Annotated in this window: 16 protein-coding genes, 1 tRNA gene and 1 pseudogene; 10 read left to right on the top strand and 8 right to left on the bottom strand. The window is 57.7% G+C overall.

All coding sequences use genetic code 11. From position 1 onward, the window contains the following. The first annotated feature begins 148 nt into the window (after window positions 1-148). From mgtA to ACVWZP_RS04610, 4 genes are all read left to right on the top strand, one after another. Window positions 149-2,863, top strand: a complete 2,715-nt coding sequence (gene mgtA / locus ACVWZP_RS04625; protein ID WP_079443899.1) for a magnesium-translocating P-type ATPase — start codon at window positions 149-151, stop codon at window positions 2,861-2,863. A gap of 65 nt (window positions 2,864-2,928) precedes the next feature. Next, window positions 2,929-3,276, top strand: coding sequence for a DUF2493 domain-containing protein (locus ACVWZP_RS04620; protein ID WP_046383555.1), 348 nt, complete (start codon window positions 2,929-2,931; stop codon window positions 3,274-3,276). 18 nt (window positions 3,277-3,294) lie between these two features. Continuing rightward, window positions 3,295-4,086 carry a hypothetical protein gene (locus ACVWZP_RS04615; RefSeq protein ID WP_457369436.1) on the top strand — a complete coding sequence of 264 codons (792 nt, stop codon included), beginning with the start codon at window positions 3,295-3,297 and terminating at the stop codon, window positions 4,084-4,086. Window positions 4,087-4,192: 106 nt separating this feature from the next. Beyond that, window positions 4,193-4,720, top strand: a complete 528-nt coding sequence (locus ACVWZP_RS04610; protein ID WP_177033085.1) for a DinB family protein — start codon at window positions 4,193-4,195, stop codon at window positions 4,718-4,720. 2 nt (window positions 4,721-4,722) lie between these two features. Here the strand turns inward: ACVWZP_RS04610 and ACVWZP_RS04605 are convergent, their stop codons facing one another. Beyond that, the gene (locus ACVWZP_RS04605; RefSeq protein ID WP_017846336.1) at window positions 4,723-5,181 is read right to left on the bottom strand and encodes a GFA family protein; all 459 of its coding nucleotides are present in this window, start codon (window positions 5,179-5,181) and stop codon (window positions 4,723-4,725) included. A 196-nt stretch (window positions 5,182-5,377) separates the two neighbouring features. Here ACVWZP_RS04605 and ACVWZP_RS04600 point away from each other — a divergent pair, with 196 nt between their 5' ends. Beyond that, window positions 5,378-5,659, top strand: coding sequence for a hypothetical protein (locus ACVWZP_RS04600; RefSeq protein ID WP_017846337.1), 282 nt, complete (start codon window positions 5,378-5,380; stop codon window positions 5,657-5,659). A gap of 63 nt (window positions 5,660-5,722) precedes the next feature. On the opposite strand, the gene ACVWZP_RS04595 is transcribed toward ACVWZP_RS04600, so the two are convergent. Further along, a complete protein-coding gene (locus tag ACVWZP_RS04595) occupies window positions 5,723-5,911 on the bottom strand; it encodes a hypothetical protein (RefSeq protein ID WP_046383560.1) in 189 nt (62 codons plus the stop codon). Between the two features lie 336 nt (window positions 5,912-6,247). Here ACVWZP_RS04595 and ACVWZP_RS04590 point away from each other — a divergent pair. Then, window positions 6,248-6,334 (top strand) — tRNA-Leu (locus ACVWZP_RS04590). A 206-nt stretch (window positions 6,335-6,540) separates the two neighbouring features. Here ACVWZP_RS04590 and ACVWZP_RS04585 read toward each other — a convergent pair. Together ACVWZP_RS04585 and ACVWZP_RS04580 are read right to left on the bottom strand one after the other, a co-directional pair. Further along, window positions 6,541-6,660: pseudogene (locus ACVWZP_RS04585) on the bottom strand (cell wall hydrolase); the annotation flags it as partial. Window positions 6,661-7,602: 942 nt separating this feature from the next. Then, a complete protein-coding gene (locus ACVWZP_RS04580; RefSeq protein ID WP_046385301.1) occupies window positions 7,603-7,944 on the bottom strand; it encodes a hypothetical protein in 342 nt (113 codons plus the stop codon). Between the two features lie 132 nt (window positions 7,945-8,076). Between ACVWZP_RS04580 and ACVWZP_RS04575 the strand changes: the two genes are divergently transcribed. Next, window positions 8,077-8,373 (top strand): hypothetical protein, encoded by a 297-nt coding sequence (locus ACVWZP_RS04575; protein ID WP_046383561.1) that lies wholly within the window; start codon window positions 8,077-8,079, stop codon window positions 8,371-8,373. 46 nt (window positions 8,374-8,419) lie between these two features. Here the strand turns inward: ACVWZP_RS04575 and ACVWZP_RS04570 are convergent, their stop codons facing one another. Next, window positions 8,420-9,961, bottom strand: a complete 1,542-nt coding sequence (locus ACVWZP_RS04570) for a DUF6622 family protein (protein WP_457369435.1) — start codon at window positions 9,959-9,961, stop codon at window positions 8,420-8,422. Window positions 9,962-10,676: 715 nt separating this feature from the next. Between ACVWZP_RS04570 and ACVWZP_RS04565 the strand changes: the two genes are divergently transcribed. Further along, window positions 10,677-11,609, top strand: a complete 933-nt coding sequence (locus ACVWZP_RS04565; RefSeq protein ID WP_017846339.1) for a cation diffusion facilitator family transporter — start codon at window positions 10,677-10,679, stop codon at window positions 11,607-11,609. Window positions 11,610-12,204: 595 nt separating this feature from the next. Continuing rightward, window positions 12,205-12,441, top strand: coding sequence for a DUF2790 domain-containing protein (locus ACVWZP_RS04560; RefSeq protein WP_169850573.1), 237 nt, complete (start codon window positions 12,205-12,207; stop codon window positions 12,439-12,441). 259 nt (window positions 12,442-12,700) lie between these two features. Here ACVWZP_RS04560 and ACVWZP_RS04555 read toward each other — a convergent pair whose 3' ends face one another. After that, window positions 12,701-12,964 carry a hypothetical protein gene (locus ACVWZP_RS04555; RefSeq protein WP_126589485.1) on the bottom strand — a complete coding sequence of 88 codons (264 nt, stop codon included), beginning with the start codon at window positions 12,962-12,964 and terminating at the stop codon, window positions 12,701-12,703. Between the two features lie 655 nt (window positions 12,965-13,619). Between ACVWZP_RS04555 and ACVWZP_RS04550 the strand changes: the two genes are divergently transcribed. Further along, window positions 13,620-13,862, top strand: a complete 243-nt coding sequence (locus ACVWZP_RS04550) for a Pathogenicity locus (protein WP_046383567.1) — start codon at window positions 13,620-13,622, stop codon at window positions 13,860-13,862. Between the two features lie 50 nt (window positions 13,863-13,912). Here the strand turns inward: ACVWZP_RS04550 and ACVWZP_RS04545 are convergent, their stop codons facing one another. After that, on the bottom strand, window positions 13,913-14,371 hold the full coding sequence (locus tag ACVWZP_RS04545; RefSeq protein WP_457369434.1) for a hypothetical protein: 459 nt from the start codon (window positions 14,369-14,371) through the stop codon (window positions 13,913-13,915). A gap of 113 nt (window positions 14,372-14,484) precedes the next feature. After that, on the bottom strand, window positions 14,485-16,551 hold the full coding sequence (treS, locus tag ACVWZP_RS04540) for a maltose alpha-D-glucosyltransferase (protein WP_108524193.1): 2,067 nt from the start codon (window positions 16,549-16,551) through the stop codon (window positions 14,485-14,487). Window positions 16,552-16,613 lie beyond the last annotated feature (62 nt).

The following is a 16,613-nucleotide window of genomic DNA, read 5'->3' as shown; positions in this document are numbered from 1 at the left end:
TAACGCGCACTTAGCGGGCCCATTGAAAGTTATTCAACACCTTATTTGAACCGATCGCGAAGTCCGCGGCTCGGCATGCTTTCGCTCGCCTGTCATCAGGTCAGTACCGGGTATGTTTTGTCGAGAACTGGCGACAGGAGTACACACCATGAGCGCCGTAAAAAAACCGCCACAGCCCAACAAAAACCGCACCGACGCCGACGCTCGGCTATCAATGCGGGCCGCCCGCGAAGCCCATAACGGCCTGTCGGCCACCCTGGCCAATGTGCGAGCCACTCTGGATGGCCTGACCGAGTTGGATGCCACTGCACGCCTGCAACAGCAAGGCCATAACGAAGTCGCCCATGACAAGCCGCCTCACGCGTTCATCCAGTTCCTGCAGGCGCTGAACAATCCGTTTATCTATGTGCTGCTGACGCTGGGCGCGATCAGCTTCGTCACCGATTACTGGTTGCCGTTGCAGGCCGGTGAAGAAGTCGACCTGACCAAAGTCATCATCATCATGACCATGGTCCTGCTCAGCAGCCTGCTGCGGTTCTGGCAGGAGCACCGTTCGGCCAAATCCGCCGAAACGCTCAAAGCCATGGTCCGCACCACCGCCACCGTACTACGCCGCGAACAGGTCGGCGCCCAGCCAACCCTGCGCGAAGTGCCGATGCGCGAACTGGTGGCCGGCGATATCGTGCAGCTGTCGGCCGGCGACATGATCCCGGCGGACATCCGCCTGATCGAATCGCGTGACCTGTTCATCAGCCAGGCGGTGCTGACCGGCGAAGCCTTGCCCGTGGAAAAATACGACACGCTGGGGGACGTGACGCAAAAGTCCGCCAGTACCCTTGCCGCCGACCAGGGCAACTTGCTCGACTTGCCGAACATCTGCTTCATGGGCACCAACGTGGTCAGCGGCCGCGCCAAAGCCGTGGTGGTGGCCACCGGACCGCGCACCTACTTCGGCTCGTTGGCCAAGGCGATTGTCGGCTCCCGGGCGCAGACCGCGTTTGATCGCGGCGTGAACAGCGTCAGCTGGCTGCTGATCCGCTTCATGCTGGTGATGGTGCCGATCGTGTTCTTCCTCAACGGTTTCTCCAAGGGTGACTGGGGCGATGCCTTCCTGTTTGCCCTGGCGGTCGCCGTCGGCCTGACCCCGGAAATGCTGCCGATGATTGTCAGCGCCAACCTGGCCAAGGGCGCCACCGCCATGGCCAAGCGCAAAGTGGTGGTCAAGCGCCTCAACGCGATCCAGAACTTCGGCTCGATGGACGTGCTGTGTACCGACAAGACCGGCACCCTGACCCAGGACAAGATCATCCTCGAGCACCACGTCAACGCCTTTGGCCAGCGTGACGACGCGGTGCTGTCGCTGGCCTGGCTCAACAGCTATCACCAAAGCGGCATGAAGAATCTGATGGACCAGGCCGTGGTGCAGTTCTCGGCACAAAACCCCAAGTTCCAGGCGCCGTTTGCCTACAGCAAGGTCGATGAATTGCCGTTCGACTTTGTACGCCGTCGCCTGTCGATTGTGGTCAAGGACGCCGCCGGCGACCATCTGCTGGTGTGCAAGGGTGCCGTGGAAGAGATGCTGAGCATTGCCACCCACGTGATCGAAGCCGGCGCCGCGGTGCCGCTGGATCAGCGGCGTCGCGAGGCGTTGCTGGCGATTGCCAATGACTACAACGAAGACGGCTTTCGCGTGTTGGTGGTGGCCACCCGCAATATCCCGAACGCGTTGGCGCGCCGGCAGTACACCACCGCCGATGAGCGCAACCTGGTGATCCAGGGGTTCCTGACCTTCCTTGATCCACCGAAGGAAACCGCAGGCCCGGCGATTGCGGCGCTGCAACAGATCGGCGTAGCGGTAAAAGTGCTGACCGGCGACAACGCCGTGGTCACCAGCAAGATCTGCCGCCAGGTCGGCCTCGACCCAGGCCAGCCGCTGCTCGGCGTGGACATCGAAGCAATGGACGATGCAACCCTGCAGCGCCGCGTGGAAGAGCGCACGGTGTTTGCCAAGCTGACACCGCTGCAGAAGTCGCGGGTGCTCAAGGCCCTGCAAGCCAACGGCCACACTGTCGGTTTCCTCGGTGACGGTATCAACGATGCGCCGGCGCTGCGCGATGCCGACGTGGGGATCTCGGTGGACAGCGGCACCGACATCGCCAAGGAATCGGCCGACATCATCCTGCTGGAAAAGAGCCTGATGGTGCTGGAAGAAGGCGTGCTCAAGGGCCGCGAAACCTTCGGCAATATCATGAAGTACCTGAACATGACCGCCAGCTCCAACTTCGGCAACGTGTTCTCGGTGCTGGTGGCCAGTGCGTTCATTCCGTTCATGCCGATGCTGGCGATCCACCTGCTGCTGCAGAACCTGATGTACGACATCTCCCAACTGGCCTTGCCGTGGGACAAGATGGACAAGGAATACCTGGCCAAGCCACGCAAGTGGGACGCGAAGAACATCGGCCGCTTCATGCTGTGGATCGGGCCAACCTCGTCGATCTTCGACATCACCACCTTTGCGCTGATGTGGTACGTATTCGCCGCCAACAGCGTGGAGATGCAGACCCTGTTCCAGTCCGGCTGGTTCATCGAGGGCCTGCTCTCGCAAACCCTGGTGGTGCATATGCTGCGCACCCGCAAGATCCCGTTCTTCCAGAGCACCGCGGCATGGCCGGTGTTGCTGATGACCGGTGTGGTGATCGCCCTGGGGATCTATGTGCCGTTCTCGCCGCTCGGCACCCTGGTGGGCCTGCAACCGCTGCCGCTGGCGTACTTCCCATGGCTGGCAGGCACCTTGCTCAGCTACTGCTGCGTGGCTCAACTGATGAAGACGATCTACATCCGCCGCTTCAAGCAGTGGTACTGATCACTCCCGCCGTTCAGACGGTGGCGGTCGCTCGGCTGCCACCGTGCATTACAAGGATTTCAAGCATGCGCGTGTTGATCTGTGCAGGTCGTCATTACGCCGACACCCAACGTTCCCGCCACGTGCTGGACGCTTACCACCGCCTGCGCCCGGTGCAGGTATTGATCCACGGCGGCAACCAGTTCCTCGGCAGCGAGATCGAGGAGTGGGCGCGGGAAATCGGCATCGACGTGGTGCGTTATCCGCCCAATTGGCAACGCCATGGCAAGCAGGCGGAACGCCAGCGCAACCATTTCATGCTGACCGACAGCCGCCCTGATGTGGTCATCGCCCTGCCCGGTGGCGATGACACGTCAGAGCTGGTCTGTCAGGCCAAAGCCAGCGGCATCTCGGTGCTGACCGTAGAAAGCTGAATTCAAGCGAGGCACAACATGTACAAAAAACACCGCCAACCCTCGGACAGGGTTACCCGCTATCGAGGCGCTCGCCATACCCTCTTGTTGTTACCGCCAGCCAAACGGCGGGCGTTACGGCGCAACCTGATGTTTATCGGGCTTACACTCAGCGTCGTCCTGCTCATCAGCCTATTCTCGAAGGCCTTCGCGGCAGGGGGCGCTTATGCAGTCGACGACGGCGCGATCAATGCGCCCGGCGAATGCAACGCCGACGCCTGGTACAGCGCCCACCGACACGACGGCGGCACGCACAATGAGACACTGTCGCCTGCCTGCACCTTCGAGGCCCTGCCCGCCGTGCAATGGGGCGCGGCATTGTCACGGGCCAACCGCGAGACGCAAGTGAGCCCGCAAGTGAAGGCGCAGGTAATGTCACGTCAGGACCTGCGCCTGGAGATAGCCGTGTCCGCCAGCGCCCACGTTGCCCTGGACCGGCGACATGCGTTTGATGGCGCGGACTTCAACGTGCCGTTGACGTGGCAACCGCTGGAGCCCCTGCGACTGAACCTGAATGCCGGCTGGACCCACGCGTATGACGACGGCGAGCAAAACCAGCGTCTCACATGGGGCGCCGGCGCCGAATATCGGGTAGCGCACTCGTTGACGCTGATTGTCGAGCGCTACGGCCAAAAAGACGCTGAGCAGGCCTGGCAAGCGGGGCCGCGGTTCCACCTTGGGCCGTTGATCGACGTCGACGTGGTGGTTGGGCGCAGCCTGGTCGCTGAACGCGCGCAATGGTTGACCACCAGCGCCACGTTGCGTTTCTAGGCGTCACGCCTTCGCAGGGGTGGCGTCCTCTGGCGGAACCCGATGACCGCGGGGTGGGCACGCCTTATGATGGCGCCATCGCGCCGCCCAGACAGAGAGAAAGCCCGTGAACCGTATCGAACAGATCGCCCTGATGGCGACCTACAACCAGTGGATGAACCGTAAAGTCTACGACGCGGCCGCGAAGCTGACGGACGCCGAACTACGGATGGACCGCCGCGCATTTTTCGGCTCGATCCTCGGCACGCTGAACCACCTGACACTGGGCGACACCGTGTGGCTCAAACGCTTTGCCCAGCACCCCGCCAGCCATGCGGCGCTGGCACCGTTAAGCGGCATTGCCGCCCCCACCGATCTCAAGCAACTGGCCTTCGCCGACCTGCACGAACTGGCCAGCCACCGCACCTGGCTGGATCGACTGATCATCGACTGGGCGCAAAGCCTGCGCGAGCCTGACCTCGACCTGCGCCTGCATTACCACAACATGCGCGGGGTCGCGGCAGACAAGCCGTTCTTCGGCCTGCTGGTGCATTTTTTCAATCATCAGACCCACCACCGGGGCCAGCTGACGACACTGCTGACCCAGGCCGGACACGATGTGGGCGATACCGACCTGCTCGCGCTGATCGACTGAACTCAGCGGGCGCTGAACTCGGCGTAAGCCTGCAACAAACGCGGAAAATCCTCCGGCCCGGGCAATTGTGCAAAGTGCTCGACCGCCGGCGTCGTGGCCCAGGGCAATTTCTCGCTGGTCCAGGTTTCCATGAACGGCGGATAATCCTCGGCATTCTCCAGCATCGTCGCACGCACATTGACGAACTCATCGATGCCATGGGGCCGTGTAAACAGCCAGCTCATGCAATGGGGGCAAAAGTAATGGCGGTCCACGCCATGCATGCCGCCGATCACCGGGCAACCCTGGGTCACGGTGAACGCGCTGGCGGGAATCAGCGCACTGAGGGAGAACGCGCTGGCGGTCATCTTCTGACAGCCGGTGCAATGGCAAGCCATGGTGATCACGGGGGGCTGGCTCACACTGAAGCGCACGCGGTTACAACGGCAACTGCCTTCACGTGGCAGGTTTTCGACGCTCATCACTCACTCCTTTTTATGACTGGACTTGAGGCAGAGTAACGTCGAGCCTTGCTGTTGAGAAGGGCCAGGCCCGTAAACCGAACGCTGCGACCAGCGCGGGGTCGTAATTGTAGGTGTCGGGATCAATCGCAGCCCGCCCTCCCCGCGTGCATTGTGGATCTGCAGATGCGCGTACCCCCAAGAAGGAGACGCTTACATGGTCATTCACTTCAAGGTCGCCGGGCACTTAGCCTGCGGCCATCACGGCGGCAGCCTCCCCTCCAGCACCGAGCTGAACCGCGTCAAATGCCGAACCTGCCGCAACACCGAGGCCTACAAGGAAGCGCGCCGCACCCAGCGCAACGCCGCCCGCCGAGCTTCGCGCGCAGCCAAGACCCACACCTCCAGCGACTGGCGCAGCGCCTGGGCGCAACACTTGACCGACCTGCCAGGGTTGCAGCGCCTGCCACGCGGCTTCAGTGGTCAGCCCTTCGTGTAGTCCCAAACAGCAGAAGCCCCGGTTGCGCCGGGGCTTGGTTCTGCTGAATCAATCACTCAGTCATCATTGATTGGACCCCGGCCTGCCACGCGCCTTGCGCACCGACAGCGTGGCCGCATAGGCCAGCGCCTGCTCGCGGGAATCGAAGGACGCCAACCGGTCCTGAGCCGTACACACCCGCCACGGCCCGAAATTGACCTGCACGATGTCATACCCATTCAGATGCAGCTTCTTGAGTGTTGGAGCGCTCATAGTCACCTCGCTTTTCCTGAGATTTCCAAGCGTTGCACGGCCTACCTTACACCTGCATCCAGCGCCGTTGCGGACCGCATGTCGCAGCGGCTTATGCCCAAGGCCGCCACTGCTGAGTCGTCCACTCTGAAGCAGCGTGACGGCGTATTGCCGCACCTGTCATTTATGAGGCGTATTCGCCGGCCCTGGGAATCTTCGGCTTGTGCTCAAAAGCCGATGTAGATCACTGATCTATCGAGCTTTTTCATCCCGGTGTTTGTGCAAGAAAGGCAACCTCCGACCTTGCGCCCTGACGCCCGGATCTATATATTCCCAACCCTGCTGCACCGCGCTGCCGCCCGAATGGCGAAACTGGTAGACGCATGGGACTTAAAATCCCCCGCTCGTAAGGGCGTGCCGGTTCGATTCCGGCTTCGGGCACCATAGATATCAAGGGCTTGCATGATGAACTTCATGCGAGCCCTTATCTTTTTTGCTCCGCAATTTTCAGACCTGTTCCGCAACTCTCCATTCCCCGGCGTCCTGCCGACCGAACACCAACGCCTATTTTGAAACACTCCTCACATACGCCTGGCTCGCCCGCAGCGCGATCAATCCTTGAGCGCCGTCACCGGTGATGGCGAGAATTCGTTGAGCACTCGGTGACGGATGGTCCAGGCCACGGCGATCTGTCCGTCCAGACCTGCACCACGGGCCTCACGCCAAAGGGGGCGCGCCAAGATATCCTGGTCTGTTCCGGTTGCAGTCAGACTTTTCTCCCTACGAAAAAACCCGCACAACGGCGGAGATTAGAGGTGAACAGCAGTTTGGTTTACGTGGGCGCGCGGTGCAGTACCAAGATGAATATTGGCAATACAGCTATTGCGACAACGAGTTCCCGCACCGTTATTATTTGACAGCCTCTAGATGGGGCACATCGCTATCATCTGCGCCAAATTACGCATAGCAGAAGGAGCGTGTTAGTTGTGTTGAGACCCGCCAAAACTACCAATCGCCACGGATGGGTTTGGGTCTACAAAAAAATCAGACACCTTGGATTCTCTCGTTTTACTGCTTTTTACAGGGTCAGCCTCTACGTTCTACGAGGAGATACCGGAACTTTCAGGTTCAAGTATGGCTGGCAAAAATTCCGCTTCCGCCGTTAATTACGGATGGCGCCGGGCTTAAAGGTTCACGCCCGACGCGTGCCCTCATGCGAACTTAAAATCCCCCGCCCGTAAGGGCGTGACGGTTCGATTCCAGCTTCGGGTACCATGAATATCAAGGGCGTGCATGATGAACTTCGTGCAGGCCCTTAATGTTTGCGCTCCGCAATTTTAGGCCTTGCTCCGCAACTCCCCTCTCCCTGCGTCCTGCCGACCAAACACAACCCCCTCATTGACGCATCGACTCGCAACTCCGCTCTCCGGTCGGCGTGCTTGAGCGCATTGATGACCTAGACGCTTGGTCACGCTGGCGAAGGCATAATGCCCCGCCTACCCACCGCTTGCCGTAGCAGAGCGGTACCGGGTTACCAGATGCAGTGGTGTTCTTGAGGCCGCAGGCCTAGGGGCTGAGCATCCAGCGCAATCTTCCACACAGCACATGAACGATGCCCGACACACCGTTATCAATATCCGTATGTCGTTCCCTCGTTGGTTTGGCAAGACTGTAGCCCAAGGTATGCTGCCGGACCAAAAAGCCGTGGCTGATCAGCGCTGATTGATTTCAATCTTCTGTGTGGGATCGGGGCTGTATTTTTGGCGCGTCAACTGCGGATCACCCTTGGCCAGACAGAAGAAGTAAATCTCAGCCTCACCGCAACCGCCGTGTAATGCACATTCACTGGCCTGCATGTGATCAAGCAGGATTTCTCGGCCTTGGGACTCGCAGAATGTGTTCGCCTCTTTGAGCGCCTGCCCCTTCGCGGACGCAGGTCCGCCAAAAGGTACCCGGGTTGAAATCGTGTACGTATCAGGCCCGACCTTCATCGGCCCACTGTCCGCACAGCCCGCGAGAATTAGCGCAGACAAAACCGTCAGCCAAGCTTTCATTGTGCTCCTCCCCAGGAAAGTGTCGACTGTACCCCGCGCCTGGCCAGGCATCCAGCGTGGACGGAATGCCAGTAACCGACAATGCTCTCAGCGTAGTAGCGTTGTGCCTATCTGAAATGCCAAGGAACGGTAATGCCACATCGCCTCGCGAAGTTGAAAGCTGCACTCAATCAGACACCAAACGACTCTTACGAGCAGTTTCAGCTTCTGAGAGATGGTCTCCTAGCGTCCCTGGTGGATTGGCCTGTACAGAAATGGGATGTAGCTGATGAGCATTTACCAACAGACCAATGCGCCTCTCAAAACTCAAGAGACTGGCTCAACGCATTGACAATTGTACTGGGCCAAGAGCTCCCCGCGAACAAGTTAGAAGCGACTCCTGAGCGGCTGAAAAGTATCTTGATGTTGACGCCGATGATTTCAATTTAAAACAAGAGGTCGCCGAGCAGAATGCTCTCAACCCTCACGCGCAAGGCTACGAACGAGATGCTTGCCAACACCGTCGGGCCCGGCACGCGAAATAGCCACTCCAAGCTCCCAACCCGCCGGCCACCAACATCTGCAGCGGCCATTGATCGAGCGGTTGGAACTGCAGCGCACGGGCCACGCCTAACAGATAGCGCGTGATGAAAACCCCCAGGATTACCAACAGCGGCACCCAGCTCCCTCGCACTATCAGTCGAGCCGAACTGTCATCCCACTTCACGAAACCGCCATCCATTATCCGCGAAGCGATCATGCAGACGGCGACAAGCCCCACGAGCCAACACCCAATTGCGGCGATCCAATACCGGGTGTACTGAAAAACTCCCAACAGGGACAACATGAGCATGCCAATGGGCAACAGCAAGGCGAGGCTGAATCGCACCCGTCGTGTGCGTGTTTGCATCAGCCCCAACGCGCAGAGCACAAAAAACAAACCGAAGACCCATCGCGGCGTGTAGCTGAGGATTTCCATCACAGTCAGTTGCGCAACCTTGGCATTGGCAGTCGCGGGCGTTGTCGGTTGTCCGGATAGCGGGATTTCGTCATCAGGCGCAATGAACGCAACGAGCGTGGACAACAAGCGCTCATGCACCGCTTGGCGATCCACACCGGCCTTGTCCACACAGAGCGGAACGTCATTGACCTTGGCGTCATGATGGCAAACGGAGAGAAAAACAAAGTGCCCCTCTCCGCCTTCCAACAACAATGTTTTTACGTAAGGAATCGCGGCCGCATAACGGGCACCCTGACTGTTCCAAGGCAAAAAATCATCGTGGAGAGCCCCCACCACCAGCGCTGGAACTCGCGAGCCCGCCATGGATTGCTCAAGTAATGCTGGCCCTAGGGCAGGGTCCAGCAGAACGATTTTCCTGACCCTGGAGTCGCGATAGTTACCGTTGAACAATGAGATAAATGAACTTGGCGCGCGCTTGATGTCGTGGGCGTAAGAACACGAACGGTCGCCCTCTGCTTGCCCGGTACCGCAATACTGCGCGAACGCCTGAAGGTCAAAGCGTGCTCCCACCAGCAATGCAGCCGTCTGGCCACCGGCGGAGTGGCCAATGACGATGGCATCGTCCCAGGAGACTTGTTTTTGAAAGGGGCTCAGCTTTTTCAGCGCATCCAATACGCGCGACACATCCAGGGCCCGCTCCCACACCATACCGGTCGCTCGGAAGGTCTGTGTCTGCTCCCCGTAGACCCGGGACTCACCGAAATGATTGAGACCTATGACGATATATCCCTTGGCTGCCAAGCCGTCACCGATCCAGGCGTAATCGTCTGACGCCCCCATACTGCCATGTGAAACGACGATGACCTTGTGAGTAACCGCTGACTCATCAAGGCACAGCCCCGACGTTTCTGGGGAACATACGCCTTCGGGATACCAGATAGCCACGCGTATTGGCCGCGCTGCATCTGGTGCGCCGAGATCCATCACGACGTCTCGAACCTGACCGTTGCATACCATCGACAACAGTGACAGTACAGAAACAGCCAGCAGATATATCCACCGCGTCAGCATATCCATCCTTGATATCAAAAACGCTGTCAGCTCTAACCGGTAAAGCAAGCGCAGGCTTAGTACTCGATTGAGGTGCGTGACATATTTTGCCCATCGTCTCGTTACGAAATGACGATGCAAATCTTACCGTCACCAATCACCGGAGGATGACCGAGGCGCTTTGCTCCCCGCAACTCCCCCTCTCCCCCGGCTTCCTGCCGAATCTACTACCATGCTGCTTACTCTACGCAGGCACACCGAGGCAAAACTCAGACCCGCGATCCTCCTCCCCCTAAAAAATCGCCGCTAACCAGTTCGTCCTGGGACTTTGTAGCGCAAGGTTCTGAACTTACCGCCCAATACATCTATTACAAACAAATACCCCACGACAATCACATTATTCTTCCGTGCATTTTTCTTGCGCCTGACCGCTTCGGCTCGAGAGATAAAACCCACCCCGCCGCACCGGCCCACCTGTTCTTTAGTGAAGTTGAGAGTCATCCCTATTTGACTCACAAATCCTGCAGCAAGGTGGAAAACTTAGTTACGCGAAGTATTAGCATTTACATCATTACACTCAGACCTAAATACCGATAAATAGGCACTTTTATAACTCATCGCACCTTGCTTTAATTGAGGCAGACGCCTTACCCTCCAACTCCGATAAAAAGCGCAACCAGTACTAAGTAGTGGCGCGTCTTGACGCGCGAGACGAGTATCAATTTCAATTAGAGAAATACACATGAATCATCAACAGATCTCTGAACAATCTGAAGACGAGGAATATAGTCAAGTCGCCCGCGCGGCGGCAGCCTCGCGATGCACTTGGATGAGCGTCATCGTCAATATCGCGCTGTCGTGCACACAGATTGTCGTAGGCGTGATGTCAAAATCCCAGGGGCTTGTAGCCGATGGTATTCACTCGCTATCAGACTTGATCGCCGATTTCGTAGTGCTGTTCGCCAGCCACAAAAGCAAGGAGGATGCCGACGAAGGTCACCCCTATGGGCATCTGCGTTTCGAGACCGCCGCATCCATGGTATTGGGCATACTGTTGCTGATCGTGGGCGTGGGCATGATCGGTTCTGCAGTGTTCAAGCTTGAAACCCCTGAATCGATTCCAACGGTACACATTGCGGCCTTATGGGTGGCCATCGCAGCGCTGGTGGCCAAGGAGCTGTTGTTTCGCTTTATGCTGCGGGTGGCCAAAAAAGTTAAGTCTAGTCTGTTGGTTGCCAATGCCTGGCACGCAAGGTCCGACGCCGCCTCCTCCTTGGTTGTCGGCATAGGTATTGTGGGCAATCTGGCGGGCTACCCGATTCTTGACCCGATTGCTGCGCTGGTTGTTGGAGGCATGATCGCCAAGATGGGTTGGAGTTTCACTTGGGATTCATTGCACGACCTGATGGACCGATCGGCTGATGAGCAGGAAGTCGAAACTATCCGCAATACGCTTAAAAATACCCCCGGCATTAAAGGTGTACATGATCTACGCACTCGAAAAATGGGGGACATGATCATTGTCGACGCTCACATCGAAGTGGATGCCTCAATTACCGTTGAGGAAGGTCATGCCATTGCAGTTTGCGCAAGGGAAAATGTGATGCAGATTCATCGTGTTTTGAATCTTATGACGCATGTAGATCCCTGGCACCGCCCCGACCTTGATCATTAACCTGGCGCGACGCCGGCAACATGATCCGCCGACAGGGATAGTGCAAAAGCAACTCGCCAAGCATCACAGACATATCACGAATTTTTCATACCACACTTGAATGTCCAAGTACCGAAACAAACTTAAGCCTGCGAAATACTCTCAATTACTTTTATTCATGAGTGCTTTAACCAGAACGCTTAAATATTGAAATAACATGCCAATAGTATTAATTCAAACCACCGTCACTTAATGCTGAGACGCTCGGTTTTGAGATTCGTACTACCCCCAACCCCATGCTTTCTCACGGCACTAAACAAGCGCAAGTTCGCGTCATCGACAGGAGCAGAACCGAGTGTATTGGCTGGGGTAGCTACCAGGCGCCGGAGTGAATTATTACTTTTTCAACAACAATGCTTTCCAGTCTTTGGGATTTATCAAAATCGCCATAGGCATAAACTAGACCCAGCTTCCAAACAAAGCGACGAAGCGCGAATCCATAGGGTCCAAGCAAACCACCCACCCGCGCCTCGTAGAGCCTTCGGCCATAGCCAATCCGACTGAAGACGTAAATCGTTTGCATCGTTGGGACACTGAAAAAATGAAACTGTTTAAAATGTTGATTGCTGCTTCTTTTGTAATGCTGGGTAGCCAGATGGCGTTTGCCGATGAGCCTGCCGTTGAGCAATACAGCTACAGCTCGCACCTCGACATCGCCAAAGTGGTTCACATGGACTCCATCCCTGACAATGTCTGTGCCGTAGTCCCTGTCCAGATGACCTACCTGGACCACCAAGGTCACGAACACGTCATGCAATACAGTGTCATGGCTAACGGTTGCTCCAACAGCTAACAGAGTCCCGACAAAGCCTGCCTGATGGCAGGCTTGTTAAAACGCCCCACTGGGGCAAGCTGGGGGAAGTTCCCAGCACTATTTCCCGCCCTCTGCATCGGTGATGCAGACTAACCCCGCCCAGTGCGGGGTTTTTTATGCGCCGACAAAACCAAGCCAAACCCAAGGAGCGCCAACTGCTGAAGCGGCGCTGCTCGATGAAAAGGCCTGGAACACGTCCAGGCCTTTTTCGAGTCGAACAACACTCGATTGCGTTCTATCAGCCAGATTGATCGGGTGTCACGTCATCCCGAGGTTGAGCCTGCTCTAAGTTACGGTCTCCGGTATCCTCCAACGCCATCCGCCTATTCGATACGACGGTATCCAAGTTGTTGACATGGATCGCCTTGTTCCACCTGACTGAACTTACATCGTATTTAGCGGCAAGTGCTTTGACCTGCACCAAACAAACTAACGGCGAAGTCTCTTCACGGCTGCCGCCTTCGGCAATAATTGCAAATTTCCACGCATCAAGATCCATCATCTGTTGGGCTCTGACGCGTCGGACCTTCTTGTGGTCGCTCTTTATATAATGTATCTCGTAATCTGCCTGCATAAGTACCTGGCATTGTCTTTGATTATCACTCTTGCGTTGAATGTGCCGCGACGGAGCCCCTCAGCTTTTGAAGTGACAATCAAGCCAGTGGTCCAGCTCAGAGGCGGAATGGCGTTCGCGCGCGGGCACGTGGGCCAGGCTTTCCGCGACTCGGAGTCTATTTTCCGGGCTCGTGTCATAGCCTCTGGTTATTAAGAAGATCTCAATATACTCGAATGGACTAATGACTTTATTGTCGCCCACGAGAACCGCTTTTACATTGGCTTTTTCGTGAAACTGGTTTTTATACGTATATTCCAATTGGCTCACCTTTTTAAGAGGGAATTTATTTCCCTACTTCAAATATGATCCTGTTTTTTCGGATTGACTCCAAAGTCAGCTATTTTATTTTTTAATGGTGAGTGATTTAACAGTCAAAAATGTAACGTTCTTTATATGGCTCTTCAGCGCACAAAAACAGGAGTCCCGCGTGGCGCTGTCGTCGATAGTCGGGGAGTTCGATATACCCAATCAACAACGACCTATTGAGGCACTCTCCAGTATCCGGCACACTCCCGTGACTCTTGGAAAAAGGAATTCACCGATGCCATTCTCATTGGAAGAAAGAACAGCGTTGCTCGCACTCAAGGGGGTAGGCCCCACGGTGATTACCCGGCTTGAACAGATGGGCATTGAATCGCTGGACACACTCAGCCAATCCAACGTGGGGGACATCCTCGCCCAAGCCTCCGCGGCATTGGGCTCGACGTGCTGGAAGAACAGCCCACAAGCGCGCGCGGCCATCACTGCGGCCGTGGCGCTTGCAAGACGCAACCCGCAGCGGTAGACGCGTTCAATCGCCTCCCCTAGGGGTTGCTTGCTGACTACCTGCGCGGTCTAGCGTGGCTTCATCGCAGACAGCACGATTGATTCAACGAGACGCCGAGCAGCGACGAACTTGTGTTCGCTTGGCGTATTCCACTCGTTGTAGAGCACCGGGCCTTTGTCACTCACCCAGACATCGCCATCTTTCAGAATGCGGAACGCCCAGATTTCTGGCCACGCCTCTCTCCCCTGCTCGTCCAGCGTGTGCTTGCGAAGCACCACGCGACCAAAGGTGCCACTGCCCTCATTGGCATAGAGCAGATTCGCTCTGATCAGGCCGAAATGGCCTTCAAGCTGGAAGTAACCTTCTGGCGGAACGGTAAAGCTCACGCCAAAACGGCTGTACGTAGATGTGAAGAGTTCAGAAAGACGCGTTCGCAGGCCTTCAGTGTACTTGGCGACTTGCTCGATATCCTGGACGACAGGTCCGATACCGTTCAGCGACTCTTCAGCATATGCATCAAACAACATGGTCGGGTTTCCTTTATGGCTGGATGAGCGTCGTGTCGGGTTGCCCTCAACCCGGGTGCCAATCTGCATCCAACCAGTTTGGCGGCTCGGTGCCGGTCATCACTTGATCTGCGCTAAAGCATCGGCGAACTGCTGACCACCCGCAACGCCAACCCTTCATACGCGTCCAGGGTAATGGTGAACGCCCCTTCGGCCGTCAGATCGCCCTCGACCCGTTCATTGATGATGTCCACCACCGGCCCCGGCGCGATATTGGGCAGGTGCAGGGTTTCGGTGATCGGCGTGCTGCCGAAGTTCAACGCGGTGATTTGCGTGCCTTTACCGGCCGGCAGTTCGTGGACCATGACCAACAAGCCAGGATGTTCGACGTCCGGCACCAGGATCTGGCGACTGGCCGCGATGTCATAGGCACGGCGCACGGCGAGGATTTTCTGCAACTGGGAGGCGAACGAGTCCGGGTCCTGCAATTGGCGGTTGAGGCTGCCGTACAGGGTTTTCGAACGCGGCATCTGCCCCGCCGAAAGCTCGGCCTGCGGGTTCAGGTCCACCAGGTCATAGGCGCCGCGGTGTATCCAGCGGGTATCGCCATCGGCCATCAGGTGCGCGACGTCATCCGCGGCCAACGGTAATGCCCCGACCAGGTCCCAGCCGGACAAGGCGAACACGCCGGGCTGCATGGCGTTGTACATCACCAGGAGCAAATGGATCTGGCGAATCTGCTCGACATCGGCCGGCGTGATCGTCGCAAGGTCACGAATGCCGAGGGCCGCCGTGATGATGCTGGCGGTGGTGCAGGACACGCCATTGGTGACGAACTTGAGGTTGTACGGCGCATGTTCGCCGGCCAGGCGCTCGTACATCTGCTCGCGGATATGCTCGCGCAGGATGTTGCCGGGAAATGTCTGACCCTGGTAGAGGAAACTGTCATGGGCATGCAGGGTCCAGAAATGCACGAGTTCCAGGGTCAGTTCGTCGTGGTTTTGCAAGGCATGGATCAGCGAGCCGGGGTCGATGCCGAGGTTGTGCATCTGGCGCAGCATCAGGCGCAGGAACTCGGTGTCGCCCATCAGCAACGCATGCTGATAGGCCGGACGCGTGATGAAGTCGTAGGAGAGATCAGCACCGCCGTGGGACATCGACGCGATGTCGTCCAGCGTCAGGTTCAGTTCCTGGAAGCTGAAACCGCCAGCCTTGCGAATCGCGCCGCCAAGCAATTGATTACCGGTGATCGACAGCGGATGGCTTTCCGACCAGGCCGTGCCGTCGAGCTTGCGCTCCACACCGAGGAAACCGTTCGCGTCCAGGCGCAGGATCTTCGCGCCCATCACATCGATCGCGTGCAGCGCATCACCAATGATCATCTGCTGCGCGGCGAAGGATGGATCGAGCCAGTTAAGCGACGGCTGGCCCTCCTTGAAGTAATGCAGGTAGACCCAGCGCCGCGGCTTGCCATCGACGCCGATGACCACCGGGGTGGTGCTCCAGTCGGTTTCCTTCACGCCAGGCTCGAAGAAAATCACCCGCTGCAACTGGCCGACGATGTAGTGTTTATCGCGCAGCGCGTCCACCTGCAGCGGGCTGAGGTTCTGGGCATCGCGCCCGTCGGCGACCTCCGGCAGCAACGGCCAGTCTTCCTCGCGGATTTCCACCATGTGGTAGAGCCCCGGGTAGTCCTCGTAGGCCATCTCGGCCAGGCGGAAATCCGCGCCCTTGCCGGTGTGCGAGGGGATCACATCGTCGATGATCACCGCATTGTGAGCCGCCGCCATGCGTGTCAGCGCCTGCAACTGCGCCTCGGTGCCCAACTGCGGGTCGATGTCGAAGCTGATGCGGTCGAAATTGCCATCGATGGTCGGCGTGTGTTCCGTCCCGGCCAAGCCGCCGGACTTTTTCAGCGGACCGTTGTGAATACCCTGGATACCGATCTTCGACAAGGCATGCCACAGCGCCTCATCGCCCAGCGCTTCGAGCACCGTGCCGTTTTCACGGGTGACAATCGACGCCGGGTACGCGGTGAACCACACCGACGACAAGGCCGAAGCGTCACGCGGCCGGGTATGTGCATACGGCTGTTGCCACAGGCGCCCTTGCCCCGAATAGAGCTTGGCGCGCTGGCGCGCCGCGTGCAGCATCGACTGTTGCACCAGCCAGTTCACATGATCGTTGTCAGCCGCCGTCATAAGCCCATTACCTGTCGTCGTGAAAAGGTTACTCGTAAGCATAGGAGCGGCGAGCGGGGCTA

The organism is Pseudomonas sp. TE36184 (genome assembly GCF_054060055.1).
The sequence above is the reverse complement of the archived record's forward strand: the minus strand, read 5'-3'. Positions and strand labels throughout refer to the sequence as shown.

Bases quoted from the DNA above. Each gene is read 5' to 3' on its own strand.
- treS (WP_108524193.1), bottom strand. From the start codon at position 16,551: ATGACGGCGGCTGACAACGATCATGTGAACTGGCTGGTGCAACAGTCG.
- ACVWZP_RS04560 (WP_169850573.1), top strand. From the start codon at position 12,205: ATGTTGATTGCTGCTTCTTTTGTAATGCTGGGTAGCCAGATGGCGTTT.
- ACVWZP_RS04575 (WP_046383561.1), top strand. From the start codon at position 8,077: ATGCCACATCGCCTCGCGAAGTTGAAAGCTGCACTCAATCAGACACCA.
- ACVWZP_RS04620 (WP_046383555.1), top strand. From the start codon at position 2,929: ATGCGCGTGTTGATCTGTGCAGGTCGTCATTACGCCGACACCCAACGT.
- ACVWZP_RS04565 (WP_017846339.1), top strand. From the start codon at position 10,677: ATGAATCATCAACAGATCTCTGAACAATCTGAAGACGAGGAATATAGT.
- ACVWZP_RS04615 (WP_457369436.1), top strand. From the start codon at position 3,295: ATGTACAAAAAACACCGCCAACCCTCGGACAGGGTTACCCGCTATCGA.
- ACVWZP_RS04570 (WP_457369435.1), bottom strand. From the start codon at position 9,961: ATGGATATGCTGACGCGGTGGATATATCTGCTGGCTGTTTCTGTACTG.
- ACVWZP_RS04595 (WP_046383560.1), bottom strand. From the start codon at position 5,911: ATGAGCGCTCCAACACTCAAGAAGCTGCATCTGAATGGGTATGACATC.
- mgtA (WP_079443899.1), top strand. From the start codon at position 149: ATGAGCGCCGTAAAAAAACCGCCACAGCCCAACAAAAACCGCACCGAC.
- ACVWZP_RS04605 (WP_017846336.1), bottom strand. From the start codon at position 5,181: ATGAGCGTCGAAAACCTGCCACGTGAAGGCAGTTGCCGTTGTAACCGC.
- ACVWZP_RS04580 (WP_046385301.1), bottom strand. From the start codon at position 7,944: ATGAAAGCTTGGCTGACGGTTTTGTCTGCGCTAATTCTCGCGGGCTGT.
- ACVWZP_RS04545 (WP_457369434.1), bottom strand. From the start codon at position 14,371: ATGTTGTTTGATGCATATGCTGAAGAGTCGCTGAACGGTATCGGACCT.
- ACVWZP_RS04550 (WP_046383567.1), top strand. From the start codon at position 13,620: ATGCCATTCTCATTGGAAGAAAGAACAGCGTTGCTCGCACTCAAGGGG.
- ACVWZP_RS04555 (WP_126589485.1), bottom strand. From the start codon at position 12,964: ATGATGGATCTTGATGCGTGGAAATTTGCAATTATTGCCGAAGGCGGC.
- ACVWZP_RS04600 (WP_017846337.1), top strand. From the start codon at position 5,378: ATGGTCATTCACTTCAAGGTCGCCGGGCACTTAGCCTGCGGCCATCAC.